The following is a 20,860-nucleotide window of genomic DNA, read 5'->3' as shown; positions in this document are numbered from 1 at the left end:
ATCCATGCACGCATGGCAGTCTTGAATAAATTCACAGAATTAGGTCGCCCTCATACCCAAGTTGTCTCTTAAATTTGAGTAGCTTAAGGGAACTCAGCCTTTCAAACCTTTATGCAACAAAGCCGTTTTAAACTGATTCAAGCATTATGTTAAAGATAAATTAAATTACATTCTTCAGATCTTTTTTATGCTGTTTCACTTGTTGTGCATAACGTTTGCCTTGCTTACGCATTTTACGGTTTTTCTCATAGGCAGTTGGACCTACATTATAATAGCCCAGTGCTTTTTCTAAGCTGCCACTGGATTCATGATAACGAGAAAGAATATGGCTACCACATGAAATATTTATAGCTTCATTATATAAATCATCACCACAAGTCGCTTGCCAATATCTTGGCATAATTTGCATGAGGCCAACAGCTCCAGCATGTGAAGCCACTTGGCTACGATAAGTTGACTCCTGACGAATTACGGCTGCTACAAGTAATGGATCCAGACGATTTTTTTCTGCATTCTGAATAATCAAAGGTGAAACGCGAGTTGCGGTGGTTGCTGGAACACCGTAGGCTGTCTGAATTCCTTTAGACAGTTGAGCAGAACGTTTTTCTAAAGAATTGCCGCCAAGAGAAGAACAGGCACTAAAAAACACGGTACTTAGACCAAGCAGCCCAATTTTAAAAATTGTGCTATTGAATACTGGTAATAATAAGTTTTTTCTAACAGAAAATTTGCCTAACAACTTTCAGCTTCCATGTATTTTTAAAATTAAACTGATCTTAGGAAGATGTATAAAAATCGTCAAGAAATTATATGATTTGTTTACAAAGTCAAAGCAGATCTGCTTGAATCATGGATGATTTATGAAGAGGTGATCAAAGAAAAGCCGGTTGGAATAGAGATTTATTTAAGGCTTTTCTTGGTGTTATGGATAAGATGAGGATCGACATCGATTAGGCTAGGTTTTTAAGCATCCAGATTTCACAGGCTTGACTATGGCCAGTGTCGCCTTCAGGCCGATCCAGATGCTCAAAACCTAAGTTCTCGTACAGCTTCACCGCTTGCCAAAGGTTTTTGGTAGTCTCGATATAAATCCGTTCAAATTTATGTTGTCGGGCAAAATCAAAGGCCAAATTCAAAATCTGTTTTGCAAAGCCATATCTACGAATGGCTGGTAGAAAATACATTTTCTGTATTTCTAGAATATTGTGGTCACCTTGTAGTGGAGCAATACCACCACCGCCATAAACCTGATCCTGTTCATCAACAATGACCCAATAGGCAGAATTTGGCTGTTGATATACGTCATACAGGTGATCCAGAATTGAATCACCTACAGCGAAACCGGACTCCGCTGCCAGACCAAACTCCATGGAAACGTCACGAATAATCTTGGCAATTTGAGCATTATCTTGAGGCTGAAGGGGACGAATAGAATACATAGCACATGACATAAAAGAAGATGGAATTTTTATAGTCCGAAAACTTTAAAAAATCCATCTTTTTCCTTCAATTTTTCTTCGATAAAGTTTTATTTTAGCTCACTCGAAGATTTACCCAGTTCGCGTCGAGCGATAATCAGTTGCTGAATCTGCTGGGTACCTTCAAAAATATCCAGAATCTTGGAATCACGTGCCCATTTTTCTAACAGTTCAGTTTCGTTATAGCCTACCGCAGCTGCCAATTCTACACATTTTAAGGTGATTTCATTCCCCATACGTCCAGCTTTGGCCTTTGCAATAGATGCTTCACGTGAATTCGGTTTATGATTATCTGCCATCCACGCCGCTTTGAGCATCAGCAAGCGCGCAGCTTCCCATTCTGCTTCCATACGATAGATTTGTGCAGCGATATTGGAGCTTTGTAAATAGGGCGTGACATAACTGGAATCTAGTTGATCCTTAAAAATTTCCTTGATACGTTCCAGCGAGGCTTTGGCACAGCCAATTGCCATGGCAGCGACCAATGGCCGGGTATTATCAAAGGTTTCCATTACACCGGCAAAGCCCTTGGCAACATCGATTTCTGCATGACCGAGCAAGTTTGCCGCAGGTACTCGACAATTAATCAGGCGAATCGTGGCAGTATCCGAAGCTTTAATTCCTAACTTATGTTCCAGTCGTTCAACCTTCATTCCGGGCGTACCTTTGGTCACCACAAATGATTTAATTGCCGATCGTCCCAGTTTTTTATCTAATGTTGCCCAGACCACAACCGCATCGGCACGTTCCCCAGAGGTCACAAAAATCTTCTCACCATTTAAAATATAGTCATCACCATCTTTGGTCGCAGTGGTGCGAATTGCAGCGGAATCTGAGCCGAAACCTGGTTCGGTAATCGCCATGGCTGCCCAAGTCCCATGAAAACGTTGTCGCTGTTCTTCATTTGCCACCGCTGCAATGGCTGAATTTCCTAAACCTTGACGTGGCATAGACAGCAATAAACCCGTATCGCCATAGCACATTTCAATAATACTCAGGGCAGTAGACATATTAATACCATTTTTATTGCTGCTGTCGGTCTCGCCCCGTTTATTCACTGCTGCGCCCGCATTCATACCTTCACTGCCTTGGTTCATACCATCTACGATGGAGGCCAGCATATCCAGCTCTTTAGGATAAGTGTGTTCAGCCTTATCATATTTACGCGAAATAGGGCGGAGTACATTGAGTGCAACTTCATGCGCTTGATCAATCAGGAGTCTGAATTTTTTTGGATTTTGTAGATTCATGATAGTTCTCTTTATTCTCCGATCAGGCATGTAGGCCAGAATGAACAATCGCAGTGGCTCTGAGGTCTCGATACCATCGTTCGACCGGGTGTTCTTTTGTAAAGCCATGACCACCCAAAATCTGCACGCCATCTGTACCGATTTTCATGGATTTTTCTGCGCAGAGTAAACGTGCCAGATAAGCTTCACGATGAAAAGGTTGGCCGGATTCAGCCAGACTGGCAGCATTGAAAATCAGCATCTGCATGGCATCAATTTCAATCGCCATATCGGCAATCATAAAAGCGACACTCTGACGATGGGAAATGGGCTCGCCAAAGGCAGTCCGTTCATTGGCATATTGTATGCAGTATTTTTTCACGGCTTCACAAGTGCCGACGGCCATGGCACACCACATCAAATTGCCTAAATCAACGAAAGTATGATAATCAAAATCATCATCACCCAAACGCTGCGCTGGTGTATTTTTAAATTGAAGTGTGACGCTTTCAGTTGCTTTTAGACCCATGGCAGGGGATTTTTTTGCAGTAATGCTATGGTCACGTTGTACCACAAAGACCTCAGGTGTTCCGTCTAGATCGGCACTGACCAGATAAAGATCCGCATTTTCTCCGAGCATGACCAAGGTCTTTTCACCGCTAATCAGATAATGCGCCTGATGAGCAATCGCTTGAGTTTTTAGTTGGTACGGATTAAATGCGGCGGTTTCTTCCTGTACCGCAAAGCTTGCTTTCAGCTCTGGATTTTCTGCGAAAGCACCAAGATATTTTGCCTGAATCTGCTCTGAACCCCAGCGGGTAATGGCATTGATCACACTAAAGCTAGACAGTAAACCGGCAGTCAAACTGAAATCCCCGCGAGCCAAATGTTGTGCAATTAAAATATTACTGACAATGTTCTGTTCGCAGGCGACACCCCCTAAAGCTTCGGGCAAGGCATAGAAATTCAGGCCGAGATCGGTGCTATATTGCCACAGTTCATGCGGAAATATTTCATGCTGATCGGCAGCATGCGCCAATGGATAAAGTACCTCTTGAGCAAATTTCTGCATCGCATCGCAGGTCAGTTGCTGTTCTACAGACAGGTTTAGATCAAACAGTGCTTTAGATTGAGGGGGGAGACGCTGTTTTTGAATTTTCTGGCCAGATTTCAGGATTTTCTGGGTTTGACTCAGGGTTTTAAATCCTGCTTTGGAACTTTGATACAGGGATTTTTCTATAAATTTACGCAGCTTTAATTGATCTAATATTTCGCTACCCGCAATTTTGGTCAGCATGGACAAGCCAAATCCTTGAGCTTTGTTCACCATATTATTCATTTTGATTATCCTATGGGTGTTGTCACGTTATTTTATTCATGCTGACATGCACGCCAAGAAAAAACCATGTCATCGCTGACATGAATGATTGACAATTTTTAAGTTATTAAAAGTTAATAGATGGTAAGCTAAGTTTATGAAAATATAATTAAAAACAAGAAAAGAGAAAATTATTTTTGAATAAAAATTGACCCGGATGACAAAATCATCCGGGTTTCTATGTGGCGTCTATTGGGGTATCAAAGGTGATTTTTGATCATGGCACGCACATTGGTTTTGGCATCAATCACGGTCATAAAGGTATATGCACCGATGAATTTACGGCTAATAAACATAAATTCCTTGGGTGGAACACTGAAATAACGTGAAGCCATAGATCTTGAAGCCTGTTGCATGACACGGCTATGCAATTGGCTTTTTTTCCAGTCATAACGATTATGTTGATCCATCACATTAGCTGGCAGCTCCTGATTATTCAATGGTGAGCTAAAAGCCTCAGTGGCCAGTAAAAAGACCTTGGCCATATCTGGCTTGATGCTTTGCGGAATTGAATCAAAAAACTCATAACCGGTCATGGCTTTGACCATCATATCTGAGTCGTGATGATAACCGGCCTGAATCAGATTGCGCGCGACGCTGAGCAAATGCTGGTCAAACTGACGGATGGCACCAAAGTCGAGCAGGACAATCTTGTCAGGAATATCTTCGCCATTGCCCAGACGAACCAGATAATTCCCAAAGTTCGGATCGGTCTGCATTTCACCCCATTCAAAAATTTCACGTACGGCAATTTCTAACGATGCTTCACCCAACTGGTTGCGGCGTTCTTGTGGCAGAGACAACATTACTGGGCTATTGATCGGCACACCGCGTTCGAAAGTCATGCACAGCACGCGATCAGAGCAATACTCATCAATAATCGTCGGCACGATATAGCGCGGATCGTCTTTTAAACGTGCCGCAAAACGCCGTGTGGTATCTGCTTCAATCTGATAGTCCACTTCACGATGCATCATCTCACGGACTTCATCGAACCACTGGTCGAACTCGCGGGTTTGCGGCACCAGACGCGTCAGTTTGAGCATGTTTTTAAACAGGCTCATATCCGAATCAATGGCTTCTGCCACACCGGGATACTGAATTTTTAAGACCAGTTCCATGCCATCAGATTTGCGGGTAGCGCGATGGACTTGGGCTAAAGATGCAGTGCCCAAAGGCTCATGATCAATGGTGAGATCATTCAGCTTTGCACCGAGCTGCTGCTGTAATTGTGTCTTGATCGCTGGCCAAGCCAGTGCCACGGTCTGGTTGTTGAGCGTATTTAAAGCCTGAGTGACTTCTTCTGGCAAAAAGTGTTCGCCATACAGCGCCATCATCTGGCCGATTTTAACAATTGAACCTTTGAGCTTACCAATTTCTGCAACCAGATAATCCGCCTGCTCTTTCATGGCTTTTTTACGTTTCTTTTCTTTTTCTTCTTCACTCGAAAATATGGAGCCTGCACTGGAAGCCGCCCAACGCGTGCCTGCCAGCAAGGATGCCTTTGCGATCGATAAGCGTCGATCCATAGAGGAGGTTTTCAGTTGTTTAAGCTTATCGTTCTGATCTGACATGTAAACTCAATCCTTTCATCATCAGCATGAAGCAGAATAAATCATTGTAGGGGATATTAGCGCTTCTGCACGTATTAAAAAAGTTTAAGCCGCTGAATTCATAGTAAAAGCTAGGCAAGCTTTCATTTATTCACCAGCCTGTATCAGTTTAGACAGGGCATTATGCCATTTGAAATTGGATTTTTAATTCAGATCGTTGTTGTAACTGTTGTTTATTTGTTTGAATATGTTGATGAATCAGGTGCTGGACACTGTCGTGCATAAAACCCAATGCATAGCCTTTTACAATCACAATACTCGGCAAACCAAAAAACAGATATTTGGCATCGTCCAGTGTCGCACTGCTAAATACACCATGCTGGATTAAAGTTGACTGCAAAAATACCTTTTCTTGCTGCACCTGACCGGAAACCTGGTCATTCCAGTAATTTTGGCGCATCGCCATAAGATTATTGTGCTTATAGCTCATAGGACCGGGCTCGTTTGAAGATTTAATTCGGATTATATGTGGGTGATAGGCCAGTTTTCAATTGCACAACTGTTTAATTTGCTGCCGGAGAAATACATAGGATTATTGCAAGGACTGCGTTAATATTCATGGATAATTTAAACAATATTGATTGTTAAACATTTATTGGAATTATACCAGTTTAGGTAAAGGGGATTTTATGCGTCTTGCATGGTTTTTGGTTGCAGTTTTTGCGGGTAGTGCAGTTCAGACTCAGGCTGCTGTAGGATATTCCAAGGAATATTCGCAGTGTATGAACTTTAGTTATGGTAATACCGCTAAAGCAGAGAAATGCCTAAAGAAAGAGCTGAAACTACACAACAAACGTCTGAAGAAAAGCTATAAAAATTATCTAAAGCTGAATCCGAATCAGACCGCGGCCATCCGCAGTCAGCATGTGCTTTGGGAACGCAAACTGTCGCAGCAATGTAATTTAAGAGTGTCTGGAAAATATGCCAAACAGCAGCAAGGTCAATGTATGCTGGCCTTGATTATGGATCAGGCAAATCTTTATCAATCCCGCTCTTATGCACCAGGTTCACGATAAATCAATACATGAGGCATAGTTTGAATCGTCTGAACTTGCTCTAAAAAACTAGAATGACAGGTTGAGGATTGGGTAAAAAAACACGAATTTTATCATTTTTATGAGCCTAGAGAATTCGTGTTTTTCATACTTTTAGCATTATAAAAGCAGGCAAAACAAGGTATCATAAGGCGTTTAAAAAAATGACCTTGGAGACGCCCTACGTGGATCGACCGACTATTAGCCCTGAACATATTCAGGAAGCCGCTGAAAACCTAAGCACAATTCGTGATTTTATCCGCTTTGGTGTGACAGCATTACGTCAATATGATGCGCACTTAGGCCAAGGTACAGAAGATTATTTTGCTGAAAGTTCAGCATTGGTATTACAAAGCATGTCATTGGAATGGAAAGCGGATGCTGAAATTCTCGAGGCAAAATTACTCCCAAGTGAAAAAGCTGAATTTTTAGGATTGTTGGAGCGCCGTATCAATGAGCGTATGCCAACTTCATATTTATTGAATTTAGCCTACTTTGACGATAAACCTTATTACGTGGATGAGCGTGTACTGATTCCACGTTCACCGATTGCTGAACTGATTCAGAACCGTTTTGCACCTTACTGCCTGGATGAAAATTATCAGGCGCGTGAAGGGGTAAACAATCTACCTGAAAATCCAGATCCAAAAATGCCTCGCCGTATTTTAGATATGTGTACAGGTTCAGGTTGTATCGCGATTGCTCTGGCTTATGCTTTTCCGGAAGCCGAAGTCGATGCCACTGATTTATCTAAGGATGCTTTAGAAGTAGCACAAATTAACTGTGAACATCATAACCAACAGTTTAATGTGGCCTTGCTTGAGTCTGACCTGTTTGAAAAAATTCCTGCTGAAAATCAATATGATTTAATCGTATCGAACCCACCATATGTGGATGCAGAAGATATGGCTGATCTTCCCGATGAGTTCCATCACGAACCTGAAATGGCATTGGCTGCGGGTCAGGATGGTTTGGACCTTGTACGTAAAATGTTGGCACAAGCTGCAGATTACCTGACTGAAGACGGTCTTATTGTCATTGAAGTCGGTAACTCGGAATGGGCGATGAAACAGAACTTCAATTCAGTCGATTTCTACTGGTTACAATTCCAGAAAGGTGGTTCAGGTATCTTTGCACTCACTGCACAGCAATGCCGTACTTACCGCGATTTATTCATTCAGTCTATTCAAGCATAAGGAGTCGTGTGACATGGCAGGTAATAGTATAGGGCAACTGTTCCGTGTGACGACTTGTGGTGAATCTCACGGTGTGGGCCTGATGGCCATCGTTGATGGGGTTCCACCGGGCATTGAGCTGTGTGAAGCCGATTTGCAAAAAGATTTGGACCGTCGTAAGCCGGGTACATCGAAATTTGCCACCCAGCGTAAAGAGCCGGATGAAGTAGAAATTATTTCTGGTGTGTTTGAGGGTAAAACCACTGGAACATCGATCGGGCTCTTGATTCGTAATACGGATCAGAAATCGAAAGATTATGGCAATATCGCGCAAACTTTCCGTCCGGGTCATGCAGACTATACCTATACCCAGAAGTACGGTTTCCGTGATTATCGTGGTGGTGGCCGCTCAAGCGCGCGTGAAACAGCGATGCGTGTGGCAGCGGGTGCCATTGCCAAGAAATTCCTGTTAGAGAAATTTGGCATTGAAATTCGTGGCCATGTCACACAAATTGGTACTGAAAAAGCAGAAAAACTGGACTGGGATGAAGTGCCAAACAATCCATTCTTCTGTGGCGATGTGGATGCCGTGTCACGTTTTGAAGCGCTCGTGACTTCACTACGTGAACAAGGCACCAGCTGCGGTGCAAAACTTGAAATTATTGCGTCTAAAGTACCTGTGGGTTGGGGTGAACCGGTCTTCGATCGTTTAGATGCAGATATTGCGCATGCCATGATGTCGATTAACGCGGTCAAAGGCGTTGAAATTGGCGATGGTTTTGGCGTCGCTGAGCAATTTGGTCATGAAACACGTGATGAGTTAACAACAGACGGTTTTCTGGCAAACCATGCCGGTGGTATTTTAGGCGGTATTTCTAGTGGTCAGGACATTCGTGTCGCGATTGCACTGAAACCAACGGCTTCAATCACTACTCCGGGTAAAACCATTAATATCGATCGTGAAGATACAGACGTGTTGACCAAAGGCCGTCATGATCCTTGCGTGGGCGTGCGTGCGACACCAATTGCAGAAGCGATGCTGGCGATTGTGCTAATGGATCACTTTATGCGTCATCGTGCGCAAAATGCCGATGTAGTTACGCCTTTTGAGCCGATTGAACCAAAATAATTCGCTTTTCATCTGAAGCGGATACGATTAGAGTCAGACTTCGGTCTGGCTTTTTTTATATTTATATAATGAAAAATAACAATATTCGCTTGGCAAAAACTACAGATATCCAGAACATTGTTGTATTGATCAATACAGCTTATCGTTCCAATCGTGGCTGGACACATGAACATAAGATGGTTGCTGGTCAACGGATTAATTGTGATCAGGTAATGATTCTCTTGGCACAGACTAATGTTAAGCTTTTTGTATTAGAGAATCATGATCAGATCATTGGCTGTATTGGGCTGACTGAATTCGATGACTCTATCGAAATTGGAAGTTTTGCCATTGATCCAGACCAACAAAACTCGGGTTATGGAAAGCAGTTACTAGATTTTGCCGAGTTTTATATTATTGATACGTATCAGAAGAAAGTGATTCGAATGTCAGTATTGAATGTCCGTACAGAATTGATTGCTTATTATCAGCGCCGTGGCTATCTATTGACTGAAAAAATTGAAGCATATCCACTAGATCAAAATGTCGGAGAGCCTTTGATTCCGTTACATTTACTGATTTTAGAAAAAATGATCAGATCAATATAATGAGTTGATGAAAATTCAAGCATTTTACTTCTTAAATTAATTGGTGAAACAGCCACTAAATATGCTAGTTTTTGTGCACCGTCTAAAGGGTATTGAAAAATAGACGGGAAACAGACCAGGATGGCACATGCTGCAAATTATTTTAACTTCTTTATTTCCTCTTATTGGCTTGATCAGCTTTGGCTATCTGCTTAAGCATGGGCAATGGTTGAGTGAAGACTTTTGGCGCGGTGCAGAAAAGTTAAATTATTATGCACTATTTCCAGTGATGTTATTTTTAAATCTGGCCACTGCCAAGATTCAGATGAATGTGATTCAGGATGTGGTACTGGTGGTATTTAGTATCATGATCGTGGTCAGTATCGTACTGTATATCTTGCGCCATATGTACCAGATATCTTATGCGCGTTTTGGCGTCTATGTTCAGGGCTTGTTGCGCTTCAATACCTATATCGGACTTGCTGCGGTCAGTAGCTTATTTCATCAGCAGGGCATGACCATCTTCGCTGTGATCATGGTGTTGTGTATTCCTTTGGTGAATATCTTATCGGTACTGGCATTTACCCGCAGTCACGATATGCAGCTGAAAAAAATCATTCTGGATTTGTCTAAAAATCCATTAATTTTAGGCTGTATGGTGGGTGGTGTGTTTAATCTTTCCGGTTTGGCACTCTGGGCAGGAGCAGAGCAATTTCTTAAACAGATTGCACTATGCAGTTTGCCACTCGGTCTGATGTGTGTAGGAGCAGCCTTAAAGTTTCAGGGCTTTCAGCGAGATGTATTGCCACTCAGTCTGATGACCTTTGGTCGCCTGTTTGGAATGCCGCTGATTGCATTTTTAGTCTGTAAAATTTTCCAGATTGATGCATTCACCACGCAAGTATTGGTATTGTTCTTTGCCTTACCTACCGCCTCAGCGTCTTATGTGTTAACCCGGGTATATGGCGGCGATAGCCAGTTAATGGCGAGCATCATTAGTGTACAAACCGTCGTAGCGGCGGGAAGCTTAATATTGGTACTTTCCTGGATTATTTAAAATTCCTTGATTCTCAAATAGATGATATAAGATCTAAATCCTGAATTTAAACTCTCTATGCTTTGAACCATTAAAATAGCCTAAGCAATAAAGGTTCTATTTAAGCGCCAAAATCAAATCAATCCTAAAATCTTATAAAGTTTAGAATCTGTTGTATCTCGCTGAATAGAGCAAAAGTGAAATCTAAAAATTTGGTAGATGGGCAATATCAGTCAGCAGCAATAACTCAGTTTAATTCGGAACAGTAATTACAAATTGATTCACGTGAACTCACATAAATAAAAACTGTCTTATTGAATAAAATGGTATATAAATTGCTCATGATAATAAAACATTATTGCAGGAGAGAAATGCTTCTGCGTTCGCCGAAGGAGCAAGTTCCCAGGAAACTCTCAGGCAAAAGGACTGTGATAATGGATAAAAACTCTGGAGAGAAGTGTTCAATCACTCACCGAAGGGGAAGGTGCTCGCATTGATGTGCAATGCAGCGACCGAAGCTCTCAGGTACACATGACAGATGGGAAAAGACATCAATATAATCAAGGAGGTGTCTATGTGTCATGTCGTGGTGATTGGGGCGGGTATTACTGGGGTAACCACAGCGTATGAGCTTGCTTTGGCAGGCTATCAGGTGACTGTGATAGATCGACATCTCTATCCGGCCATGGAAACTTCTTTTGCCAATGGCGGCCAGCTTTCAGCCTGTAATGCCGAAGTATGGAACCAGAAAGCTACGGTACTCAAAGGTATCAAATGGATGTCTCAAAAAACTGCACCACTTTTGCTCAATCCTTCTTTTAGTGTGCATAAATATAGTTGGCTCATGGAATTTTTGGGAAATATCAAACATTATGAAGCCAATACCCGAGAGACTGTACGTTTGGCTTTATTGGCCAGAGCACGTTTGTATGAAATTGCCCAAACAGAACAGATTGATTTTGATCTGGAAAAACGCGGCATTTTACATTTTTATCATAACAAGACGGATTACGATGTCGCGATCAAGGTCAATGACCTGTTGTGTAGCGGCGGACTGGAGCGCAATGCCATTTCCAATGCGGAAATCAAGCAGATCGAACCTGCATTAACAGGCGATTACTATGCCGGATTTTACTGCCAGAGCGATGCGACCGGAGATATTCATAAATTCAGTACAGGACTGGCCAAAGCCTGCATGCAAAAAGGCGTGAAATTTGAATTTGGCCAAGATGTCTTTGCCGTCGATCATCAGGCTCAACATATTCGGGTGAAATGCAAACCCAGTACTGAAAATGTACATCATTCTACAGATGACATTCTGGAAATTAATGCAGATGCCATTGTGGTGTGTGCGGGTGTGGGCAGTTATCAATTGGCCGAGATTTTAGAGGAACGAGTCAATGTTTATCCGGTCAAAGGTTATTCAATTACCGTGCAGCTGAATGATGAACAGAGCCAAAACAATGCACCATGGGTCAGCTTGCTCGATGAAAGTGCCAAAATTGTCTTGTCACGTCTGGGTAAGGATCGTTTACGAGTCGCAGGAACCGCCGAGTTTAATGGCTATAACCGGGATATTCGTGCAGACCGGATTCAACCACTGATTGACTGGAGCAATCGTAACTTTGATCTGTGTACCGAGCATGTCGTACCTTGGGCTGGCTTACGCCCGATGATGCCAAATATGATGCCTGTGGTGCGCCGTGGTAAACATGAGCGGGTATTTTATAATACCGGCCATGGTCATCTGGGCTGGACCTTGTCGGCTGCAACGGCTGCACTGATTAGCAAGGAAATTGCTCAATACTATCCTGCTTAAATTGATGGCCCGCATGCGGGCTATTTTTTACATCAAATTTCTCATTTTATATAAGGTTAAGTTTTTAATATTTTTTAAATTGAATCAATCATATAAGCGATAAACCCCAGTAAAACGTTCACAACCTTTTTGCTGAGTGTTGACGGCTAGAATCGCTTTACTATAGTTAAACTCATAGCGGCAGTCATTTTCATTATCCATGATCTGTTCTTTTGCTGCAGGCGTGGTATAGGCTAAAAATGGAACAGTCTGCGTTTCGGCCCGGTTATTGGGATTGCGATAGGCCAGACCTTCAATCTTGATGCGGTCTTTAGTCAGTTGATGAATCTTGATATGCACAGGCTGTTTGGCCATTTGTCCCTGCTCGAACTTAATATAATGCTGAGTTAGGCTTTGATTCAGTGAAATATAGATATTTAAATCATCGAGGCGCCATTCAAACTGCTGTTTAAAACAGTCCAGCGTTTTGCATTGCTGTAACCGATTTGCCCATAACTGTTGGGTGTCTTGCAATAAGCGAACGGGGGCATCAGTAATTAAAAAAGCGGTCAAGTATTGGTCAGCGAGTTTTTCCCGAGCTTCGGACAGCGCTACTGAGCAGACTTTATTCATGGCCGCTGTTTTTTTGCTGTCGTTGTTACAGTCGAGTGGGTTCGCTGAACTACCCGCAGATATCATCCCCAGGCCGAGCATCAGGCCAATTATTTTCAACATATTTATATCAGTTTTCAGTAGCATGATCGCTTATACTTTCACTGTGTTACGCTTGGTCTAACTATAGCGAAATAGAAAGCAAGTGTACAAGATTTCAATGGGCTATTTCTAAAGGATGTATAAGGTGATCGCACAAATTCGTATTGGTCAGGGTCTGGATGTGCACGCATTTGAAGAGGGTGAGTTTGTCACTTTGGCCGGCATTCAAATTCCGCATACGCACGGTCTGAAAGCACATTCGGATGGTGATGTGATTCTGCATGCACTCTGTGATGCATTGTTGGGCGCGTTGGCACTTGGAGATATTGGCCAGCATTTTCCGGATACAGATCCGGATTTTAAAGGTGCGGATAGCCGGGTATTGTTGAAGCAGGTTTATCAGTTAATTCTGGATCGTGGCTATCAGCTGAACAATGCTGATATTACCGTCGCCTGTGAACGTCCAAAACTGGCGAAATACAATCTGGCCATGCGTCAAAGTATCGCAGATGTGCTCAATGTCGATGTCACTCAAATCAGTATTAAAGCCACTACCACTGAGCAGCTCGGTTTTACCGGTCGTCAGGAAGGTATTTTATCTATGGCAACCGTGCTGTTGAGCCATAATAAATAGGCTCAGACAAAATAATTTGGATTAATCAGGGATCGTTCCAGTTCCTGGGTTGCTTTACGGCCTTGCAGCTGTAGGGCAACTGCATGCATGAGACCTGTCCAGGTTTCATTCGGTTCCCAGATTTGATGCAAATGTTTATGCGCCGTAGGAAGATCCACGTCCATATAGTATTGACGATATAAATACATCAGACAGCTGACATGATAGTTTTGTGAACAGTGTACCCAGACCATCTGTTCCTTAATCAGGTGATTGATCAGCTCGAGTACCAGTAAACATTGATTGTCTGAAGGGGTTTCCCATGAAATCGGTAACTGGATATAGTTCAGGCCCAGCTCAAGGCAAATTTTATCTTCATGTGGCAGATATTGGTCGTTATCTGTTAATGCCACATTGATGACCGTAGACACACCATATTCTTTCATTAGCTGTAACTGGGCAGTGGTCGGTTGACCAGAGCTAAACAGATGTTCGTGTATGAACTGAAAATTCTCAATCTGGCTTAATGCCGTTTCAATATCATTCATCAGATAAATTTTCCTTGTTCAGAAATGCAAACGCCATCTTGGCGATGGCGTTTGTCAGATCATTTAACGATTAGCTAAAGTATCTTTTAATGCCTCATGCATGTCGAGTAAGACTTTTTCAGTCGTTTCCCAGTCGATACAGCCATCAGTGACTGATTGGCCATACTCCATATCACAAAGGTTCGTAGGAATGTCCTGACGACCGCCTTTAAGATGACTTTCTACCATAATACCAACAATTGACTTGTTTCCATCAAGAATTTGTTCGGAAATATTTTTGAGTACAAGCGGTTGCAGGTACGGGTCTTTGTTTGAGTTGGCATGGCTGGCATCAATCATGATTTTGGTGCTGACTTTGGCCTTGGCTAATGCGGCTTCCGCATCTGCGACCGAGCCGGCATCATAGTTAGGCTTACCATTACCGCCACGCAGTACCACGTGGGCATACGGGTTGCCTGAAGTACGGATCACAGCGACCTGACCTTGATCATTTAGACCGAGGAAGCTGTGACCATGTTTGACCGATTGCATCGCATTGGTTGCCACGGTTAAACCGCCGTCCGTCCCGTTTTTAAAGCCGACTGGTGAAGACAGACCTGAAGACATTTCACGATGCGTCTGGCTTTCAGTCGTACGTGCACCGATGGCTGACCATGAAATCAGGTCTTGATAATACTGCGGTGAGTTCGGATCAAGTGCTTCAGTGGCACATGGTAAACCTATTTCATTCAGTTCAAGTAACAGCTTACGACCGATACGCAGACCTTTTTCGATATTGAACGAGTCGTTCATATCCGGATCGTTGATCAGGCCTTTCCAGCCCACTGTGGTACGTGGTTTTTCAAAATAAACCCGCATCACGATGTATAAGCTGTCTTTAACTTTTTCGCTTAACACTTTTAAGCGTTCAGCATATTCGTGTGCAGCCGCAGGATCATGAATAGAACAGGGGCCGATGACAACGAACAGGCGTTTGTCTTCACCATCCAGGATTTTACGAATCGTTTCACGACCATGCAGTACGGTTTGATAAGCAGTTTCAGTCAAAGGTAATTCTGCTTTAAGCTCAGCAGGGGTTACCAAAGGAATCATGCTGTGGATATTCACGTCATCAATATCTGATGCTGAAATGGGATTTGACTGTTGTGTATTCATTGCCGTCACTGGTTCGATCATACAAAAGGTTGTTTAATAGCCCGAATATAACATGAATGATGCGTCACTTTGTTATAAAAAAGATGAATACTTCTTTGAAAAAAAAGTGATGAATCGCATAGTTAAATTAAACGGACTGGGAATTCTGGCTCATGACGACCATCGCTGTTTCGGCAGGTTGAGCCGGTTTTGATTTTACAGGGTTAAGCATGAAATTCAGGCCGAGCCCAAATAAGGTAATGCCTAAAATTTTGCGAATCAGTTTTTCTGGCATCCGTGAACTGAGTAAAGTGCCGACAATAATCGCTGGAATAGAACCCACCAATAACCACATGAGCAGCATGAAATCGACATTGCCTGATGACATATGCCCCAAGCCTGCAACCAGCGTCAGTAACACCGCATGCACCACGTCTGAGCCAATGATACGAATCATCGGCAGATTCGGAAACATCACCACTAAAGCCATGATGCCAAATGCACCTGCACCGACTGAAGATAAGGTGACAAAAATACCCAAGATAACGCCCATAATCATGATGGCGATGCGCTTTTCCTTGGCTTGCAGTTTTACTTTTTCCAGATCCTGCGTCATATCTGGCAGTTCTTGTTTTCGGTATTTGTTGAAAAGATTTTCGATCTGGGTGCGAAACAGAATAGACAAGCCGGTAATGGTCAGCATAAAGCCCAATACCATGGTCAGGACGGCCTTGTAATGTGTCGATTGGCTTAAATAGTTGTCGAGTACCCAATGCGTGGCAAAAGATGCTGGAATACTGCCTACTGCCAGCCAGATCACAATTGGCCAGACAATATTCATTTTTTTGGCATGCACAAAAGAACCGCAGAATTTTGAAATCGCGGCATAGAGCAGATCCGTACCAATTGCAATGTGGGGTTCAATCCGGAATAGGCTGATCAGAATGGGTGTCATCAATGAGCCACCACCGACACCGGTTACTCCAACACAAAAACCTACCAACACACCTGCTAAAATAAACTCAATCGGACCAAACATGCATATATGCCAAAATCAAAAAACGTGGATATCTTATGACTTTTGGATATAAGTCGTTGTCTTGATTATTGATTTACTTATGCATAAAAAAGATAAAGCACTGGGCTTAAAATTAAATGAAGTTTCATGTTCATCCTCGCTATAGAAAATAACGTGAAAGACCGGTCACTTATTTTAAAGGACACTTTGATCTGCCTGAAAATGAAGATGAATCAGGAAAACCACTTCAATAGAAAAAATCATCAGGGAAGATTAAGAGTAGGCTAAGTAATTCTAAAGCATACCTTTCTTAAAATATAAGATGCTCACTGCTTATTCAGGCATAAACCCAGCTTTATGTTAGAATTACGATTAAATACAGTTCAATACGGATCTGAGAGGGAACTCACTTGCTAAATCGAAAACTAAAAATTGGAATCGTGGTCGGTGAGGTCTCTGGAGATACGCTTGGCGCAAAGTTGATTCGCCGTTTTCGTGAGCAAGGGATTGATGCCGAATTTGAAGGCATCGGTGGTCCACAAATGATCGCAGAAGGCTTTAAAAGCTATTATCCGATGGATGTTTTATCGGTGATGGGCATTGTTGAAGTTCTCAAGGATATTAAAAAACTCTTTGCTGTACGTGATGGGCTGGTCGAAACTTGGACTAAAAACCCTGTCGATATTTTTATTGGTATAGATGCACCTGATTTTAACCTGCGCCTGTCGAAAACCATTAAACAAAAACAGTTGCCGATGAAGACCGTGCAATATGTCAGTCCTTCCGTCTGGGCATGGCGTCAGGGACGTGTGCATGGTATTAAGGCCAACATTGATCTTGTGCTGTGTTTATTCCCATTCGAAAAAACCTTCTTTAAAAAATGGGATGTGCCAGCCGCTTTTGTGGGTCATCCTCTGGCCAGTCAGTTGCCGCTTGAAAATCCGATTATCGATGCTAAACAAGAACTGAATCTTGATCCGAATCAGAAGCATATTGCACTATTACCGGGAAGTCGCCGCGGTGAGATTGAACGTTTGGGGCCTTTGGTTCTGGATGCAGCCAAGATTCTGCATCAGAAATATCCGGACTATACTTTCCTGATTCCGGCAATTAATGAGGCGCGCAAGCAACAGATAGAACGCTTGCTGGTGACTTATCCTGAAAGTCTAAAGATTCAAATCCGCTTAATGGAAAACAGCGGTACCGAGTCAAAAATCGGCCGTCAGGTCATGAATGCATCCAATATTATTGCGCTGGCGTCAGGTACTGCGACATTGGAAGCGATGTTATTACATCGTCCGATGGTGACTTTCTATAAGCTGAATTGGTTGACTTATCATGTGGTGAAATTTCTCATCAAAATTCCTTATTATTCGCTACCAAATATCATTGCCGGCAAAAAAGTCATTCAGGAGCTGATTCAAGCCGATGCTACGCCTGAAAAGCTGGCGGCTGAAATTGAAAAACTGATGAATATTGAAACTGCACAAATTCAGGTGATGCAGCATATCACCATGCATAAGCAGCTATTGTCTGGTAATAGCGAAGACCCGGTCAAAGCCGTGCTCGCGCTAATCCAGTAATTTGACATTATTGTTCTGACAATTCAGCCGGTACTGGGTGGGCGTCTGTTCAAACTGCTTTTTAAAACTTTGACTGAAGGCCGTCTCGGATGAATAACCAACGCCATGTGCGATCTGCTGAATACTGAATCCGCTATTTCGCAAATATTGTGCCGCCAGTCGCAGGCGATGCTGTTGTAAATAAGCCAGTGGCGGCTCACCAACAATCTGGGTAAAGAGCTGGGCAAATTTGGAACGTGACATATGACATTGCTCAGCCAGACTTTCTACGGTCCAGAACTGCTCAGGTTTGCCATGAATTGCAGCCAGTGCATTGGACAGTTCCGGATGCGAGAGCGCATTCAGCCAGCTCGAGGCATTTTCCAGATTTAAAATATAATCCCGCACACATTCAATCAGTAAAATACTGACCAGATGATCCAGAATCTTGTCACGTCCCGGCCGCATCTGCTGGGTTTCCAGCGCCAGAAACTGCAAACCGACCTGTAACCATTCCGGTGCGGTGTCGCCCAGAATATGCTGAATATGCAGGTATTTAGGTAAGGCATTTAGCAGAGGCTTTGCCATCTGCATATCCAGGCTGGAACGAATGGCCAGTATGAAACTATGCTCCGCCGAATTTTCCCCATTAAGATCGACACATTGCTGTGCATGGCTTTGGAAATAAGGATTAATCGCACAGCGTGCAGAAAAATCGGCACTGCCGGGGCAAGAAATGCGATGGGCAGAACCGGCGGGTAAGAGTACCAGATCACCTTGTTGCAGCTCGAGCAGATCGCCGTTGGCGAACTTTAATTGTGCCTGTCCTTGTAACAGGATATAAGCCAGCATAAAAGGCTCATGCTGATAGTCAAAGCCGCCCGGATGAAACACATTCAGATAAAGATATTCAGATTTTGCCAGATGAATATCATCAAAAATTTTACTCAAAGCATCCATGCCTAACTCTATTCTTCTATTTATTTCACTTAATTGACTATAAATTTTTTAACTTTGTGATTTTAGGCCAGAATTTGGCTGCATGTGCCAAAGACGCTGACATAGGTTTTCTGGACGTTGAATACTGTTCGCTGTTGCTGAAATATTCAACTATAAGTGCAGAGTAACATAAAAAAGGAAGCTCGCAATGAATGCCCCTGCACAAATCCAGAAAGCGCAGTTTACGCAGGAAGCGTCAGCACTAAAAGGTGTAAAGCTGGATAAAAAACGTTTTGGCTGGTTGCTCAGCCCAGGTTTGCCTGTGATCGGAATGGGAATTTTGGCCGGTTATCATTTTGGCCCCAAAGCGACTAAAAAAGTCTTTGCTTTGGGCGGGCCTTTATTATTGCATGTGATTATTCCGACTCTGGATGCCCTGATTGGCGATGATGCTAACAATCCGAATGACGAACAGATTCAGGCGCTGGTCAAAGATCCGTATTATGACCGGATTGTAAAAGCCTTTATTCCCTTGCAAATGGCAGCCAACGCTTTTGCCGGCTATGTGGTGACACGTCCAAATGTATCGATACTGGATCAGCTCTTATTGGGAGTTTCCATGGGTGCGATTAACGGCATTGCGGTCAATACGGCACATGAACTGAGTCATCGTCCGCAGAAAAAAGACCATTACTGGTCGCATGCCAGCCTGATGCCTTTGGCCTATAATCATTTCCGTATTGAACATCCTTATGGGCATCATAAACGGGTGGCAACGCCAGAAGATCCGGCATCTTCACAAATGGGCGAGTCTTTTTACCGTTTCTGGCCACGCACTGTGTTTGGCGGATTAAAGTCAGCGATCCAGATTGAAAAGAAACGTCTGGAACGTAAAGGATTGAAATTTTTGAGCAAGGAAAATGAACTGTTTCATGGCTGGGCGATGAGTGCAGGCTACCATGCCTTGATGCTAAGTGCTTATGGTAAAAAGCTCATTCCTTATACACTGACTCAGGCCTTTTATGGGGTAACTCTGTTTGAAATCGTCAATTATATTGAGCATTATGGTTTGAAACGCACAGAAAAAGATGATGGCAGTTATGAACGGACCTTGCCTGAACATAGCTGGAATAATAACAATATTGTGACCAATCTGTTTTTGTACCAGTTGCAGCGCCATTCAGATCATCATGCCTTTCCAAGTCGCCCATTTCAGGCACTGCGACATTTTGATGAAGCACCCGAATTACCCAGTGGTTATGCCACCATGTTGATTCCGGCTTTAATTCCGCCGTTATGGTACAAAATGATGGACCAACGGGTCTATCAGCATTATCAGGGTGACCTGACTAAGGCCAATATTCATCCAGGCAAACGTGAGAAAATTTTTAAAAAGTTTGGACTTATTTTAAGTACTGAAGCATAAACCTAGTTTTAAATAAAAAATGCGCTTCTTACAGCTAATGCCAGTCAGTTAAGGAATTGACTGGCATTTTCTTTTTCAAATTCATGATTATATCTGATAGATAAAAAAGTCATCCGCAACTGTTTGAGGCAGGACTACATTTAAAAATGATTGTTTCTGCGACAAATTTACTAGTCGATGGTGGCTGACGAGTTTTGCGGATGACAAATGCCTTTGGTTACTTTGGGCGAAACCAAAGTAACAAATAATTTACAAGAATTTGATTTATAACATTAGGGTCTGTTGACATTTCAAGTATAGAATTTACCCGATAAAGGTAGCCAAATAAATATACAAGCTAATGCAACTGCCCCCTCATAGCTACACTTTAGCTTATCATATCGTGTTGCTATTCCTCTGAACTGCTTTAACCTACAAAATGCATTCTCAACTAAGTGTCTGATTTTATATAAATACCAATCCATATGATC

20 protein-coding genes, 1 pseudogene and 1 riboswitch are annotated in these 20,860 nt (G+C 42.8%); of the genes and pseudogenes, 9 read left to right on the top strand and 12 right to left on the bottom strand.

Annotated elements, in window-relative coordinates; genetic code table 11:
• Positions 1-160 precede the first annotated feature (160 nt).
• From FTU45_RS13805 to FTU45_RS13780, 6 genes are all read right to left on the bottom strand, one after another.
• Positions 161-739 carry a transglycosylase SLT domain-containing protein gene (locus FTU45_RS13805; RefSeq protein WP_180001429.1) on the bottom strand — a complete coding sequence of 193 codons (579 nt, stop codon included), beginning with the start codon at positions 737-739 and terminating at the stop codon, positions 161-163.
• Positions 740-950: 211 nt separating this feature from the next.
• The gene (locus tag FTU45_RS13800) at positions 951-1,439 is read right to left on the bottom strand and encodes a GNAT family N-acetyltransferase (RefSeq protein ID WP_180041251.1); all 489 of its coding nucleotides are present in this window, start codon (positions 1,437-1,439) and stop codon (positions 951-953) included.
• Between the two features lie 89 nt (positions 1,440-1,528).
• Positions 1,529-2,728, bottom strand: a complete 1,200-nt coding sequence (locus FTU45_RS13795; protein WP_005097053.1) for an acyl-CoA dehydrogenase family protein — start codon at positions 2,726-2,728, stop codon at positions 1,529-1,531.
• A gap of 22 nt (positions 2,729-2,750) precedes the next feature.
• On the bottom strand, positions 2,751-4,046 hold the full coding sequence (locus FTU45_RS13790) for an acyl-CoA dehydrogenase family protein (protein WP_180076592.1): 1,296 nt from the start codon (positions 4,044-4,046) through the stop codon (positions 2,751-2,753).
• Between the two features lie 239 nt (positions 4,047-4,285).
• A complete protein-coding gene (locus FTU45_RS13785; protein WP_005097050.1) occupies positions 4,286-5,659 on the bottom strand; it encodes an AarF/ABC1/UbiB kinase family protein in 1,374 nt (457 codons plus the stop codon).
• 160 nt (positions 5,660-5,819) lie between these two features.
• Positions 5,820-6,128 (bottom strand): hypothetical protein, encoded by a 309-nt coding sequence (locus tag FTU45_RS13780; RefSeq protein WP_005097049.1) that lies wholly within the window; start codon positions 6,126-6,128, stop codon positions 5,820-5,822.
• A gap of 199 nt (positions 6,129-6,327) precedes the next feature.
• On the opposite strand from FTU45_RS13780, the gene FTU45_RS13775 reads away from it, so the two are divergent.
• From FTU45_RS13775 to FTU45_RS13750, 6 genes are all read left to right on the top strand, one after another.
• Positions 6,328-6,714 (top strand): hypothetical protein, encoded by a 387-nt coding sequence (locus tag FTU45_RS13775; RefSeq protein WP_005097047.1) that lies wholly within the window; start codon positions 6,328-6,330, stop codon positions 6,712-6,714.
• A 203-nt stretch (positions 6,715-6,917) separates the two neighbouring features.
• Entirely contained in the window at positions 6,918-7,928 is a 1,011-nt protein-coding gene (gene prmB, locus FTU45_RS13770) for a 50S ribosomal protein L3 N(5)-glutamine methyltransferase (RefSeq protein ID WP_034609000.1), read from the top strand.
• A 13-nt stretch (positions 7,929-7,941) separates the two neighbouring features.
• Complete coding sequence (gene aroC / locus FTU45_RS13765) at positions 7,942-9,036, top strand: chorismate synthase (protein WP_005170683.1); 1,095 nt, start codon at positions 7,942-7,944, stop codon at positions 9,034-9,036.
• 68 nt (positions 9,037-9,104) lie between these two features.
• The gene (locus tag FTU45_RS13760) at positions 9,105-9,623 is read left to right on the top strand and encodes a GNAT family N-acetyltransferase (protein ID WP_074382719.1); all 519 of its coding nucleotides are present in this window, start codon (positions 9,105-9,107) and stop codon (positions 9,621-9,623) included.
• A 127-nt stretch (positions 9,624-9,750) separates the two neighbouring features.
• Positions 9,751-10,659: an AEC family transporter gene (locus FTU45_RS13755; protein WP_180001434.1), complete on the top strand. Its 909-nt coding sequence runs from the start codon at positions 9,751-9,753 to the stop codon at positions 10,657-10,659.
• 330 nt (positions 10,660-10,989) lie between these two features.
• Positions 10,990-11,077: riboswitch (glycine riboswitch) on the top strand.
• Positions 11,078-11,212: 135 nt separating this feature from the next.
• Positions 11,213-12,457, top strand: coding sequence for a D-amino acid dehydrogenase (locus FTU45_RS13750; RefSeq protein WP_180001435.1), 1,245 nt, complete (start codon positions 11,213-11,215; stop codon positions 12,455-12,457).
• An 84-nt stretch (positions 12,458-12,541) separates the two neighbouring features.
• Here FTU45_RS13750 and FTU45_RS13745 read toward each other — a convergent pair whose 3' ends face one another.
• Complete coding sequence (locus tag FTU45_RS13745; RefSeq protein WP_005097039.1) at positions 12,542-13,195, bottom strand: hypothetical protein; 654 nt, start codon at positions 13,193-13,195, stop codon at positions 12,542-12,544.
• Between the two features lie 100 nt (positions 13,196-13,295).
• On the opposite strand from FTU45_RS13745, the gene ispF reads away from it, so the two are divergent.
• Positions 13,296-13,784 carry a 2-C-methyl-D-erythritol 2,4-cyclodiphosphate synthase gene (gene ispF, locus FTU45_RS13740; RefSeq protein WP_180076591.1) on the top strand — a complete coding sequence of 163 codons (489 nt, stop codon included), beginning with the start codon at positions 13,296-13,298 and terminating at the stop codon, positions 13,782-13,784.
• A 2-nt stretch (positions 13,785-13,786) separates the two neighbouring features.
• Here ispF and FTU45_RS13735 read toward each other — a convergent pair whose 3' ends face one another.
• From FTU45_RS13735 to FTU45_RS13725, 3 genes are all read right to left on the bottom strand, one after another.
• The gene (locus tag FTU45_RS13735) at positions 13,787-14,311 is read right to left on the bottom strand and encodes a hypothetical protein (protein WP_180076590.1); all 525 of its coding nucleotides are present in this window, start codon (positions 14,309-14,311) and stop codon (positions 13,787-13,789) included.
• A gap of 63 nt (positions 14,312-14,374) precedes the next feature.
• Positions 14,375-15,466 (bottom strand): 3-deoxy-7-phosphoheptulonate synthase, encoded by a 1,092-nt coding sequence (locus FTU45_RS13730; RefSeq protein ID WP_180000403.1) that lies wholly within the window; start codon positions 15,464-15,466, stop codon positions 14,375-14,377.
• A gap of 127 nt (positions 15,467-15,593) precedes the next feature.
• Complete coding sequence (locus FTU45_RS13725; RefSeq protein WP_005097034.1) at positions 15,594-16,484, bottom strand: sulfite exporter TauE/SafE family protein; 891 nt, start codon at positions 16,482-16,484, stop codon at positions 15,594-15,596.
• Between the two features lie 389 nt (positions 16,485-16,873).
• Here FTU45_RS13725 and lpxB point away from each other — a divergent pair, with 389 nt between their 5' ends.
• Positions 16,874-18,046 carry a lipid-A-disaccharide synthase gene (gene lpxB, locus FTU45_RS13720; protein WP_180001439.1) on the top strand — a complete coding sequence of 391 codons (1,173 nt, stop codon included), beginning with the start codon at positions 16,874-16,876 and terminating at the stop codon, positions 18,044-18,046.
• On the opposite strand, the gene FTU45_RS13715 is transcribed toward lpxB, so the two are convergent.
• Positions 18,035-18,985: an AraC family transcriptional regulator gene (locus tag FTU45_RS13715; protein WP_180076589.1), complete on the bottom strand. Its 951-nt coding sequence runs from the start codon at positions 18,983-18,985 to the stop codon at positions 18,035-18,037. The genes lpxB and FTU45_RS13715 overlap by 12 nt on opposite strands.
• A gap of 187 nt (positions 18,986-19,172) precedes the next feature.
• On the opposite strand from FTU45_RS13715, the gene FTU45_RS13710 reads away from it, so the two are divergent.
• A complete protein-coding gene (locus tag FTU45_RS13710) occupies positions 19,173-20,390 on the top strand; it encodes an alkane 1-monooxygenase (RefSeq protein WP_005170714.1) in 1,218 nt (405 codons plus the stop codon).
• Between the two features lie 290 nt (positions 20,391-20,680).
• On the opposite strand, the pseudogene FTU45_RS13705 reads toward FTU45_RS13710, so the two are convergent.
• Positions 20,681-20,860: pseudogene (locus FTU45_RS13705) on the bottom strand (IS5/IS1182 family transposase); the annotation flags it as partial.

The sequence above is a fragment of the Acinetobacter sp. YH12106 genome (assembly GCF_013418995.1).
In the GTDB taxonomy this organism is placed as follows: Bacteria; Pseudomonadota; Gammaproteobacteria; order Pseudomonadales; family Moraxellaceae; genus Acinetobacter; species Acinetobacter pseudolwoffii.
The sequence above is the reverse complement of the archived record's forward strand: the minus strand, read 5'-3'. Positions and strand labels throughout refer to the sequence as shown.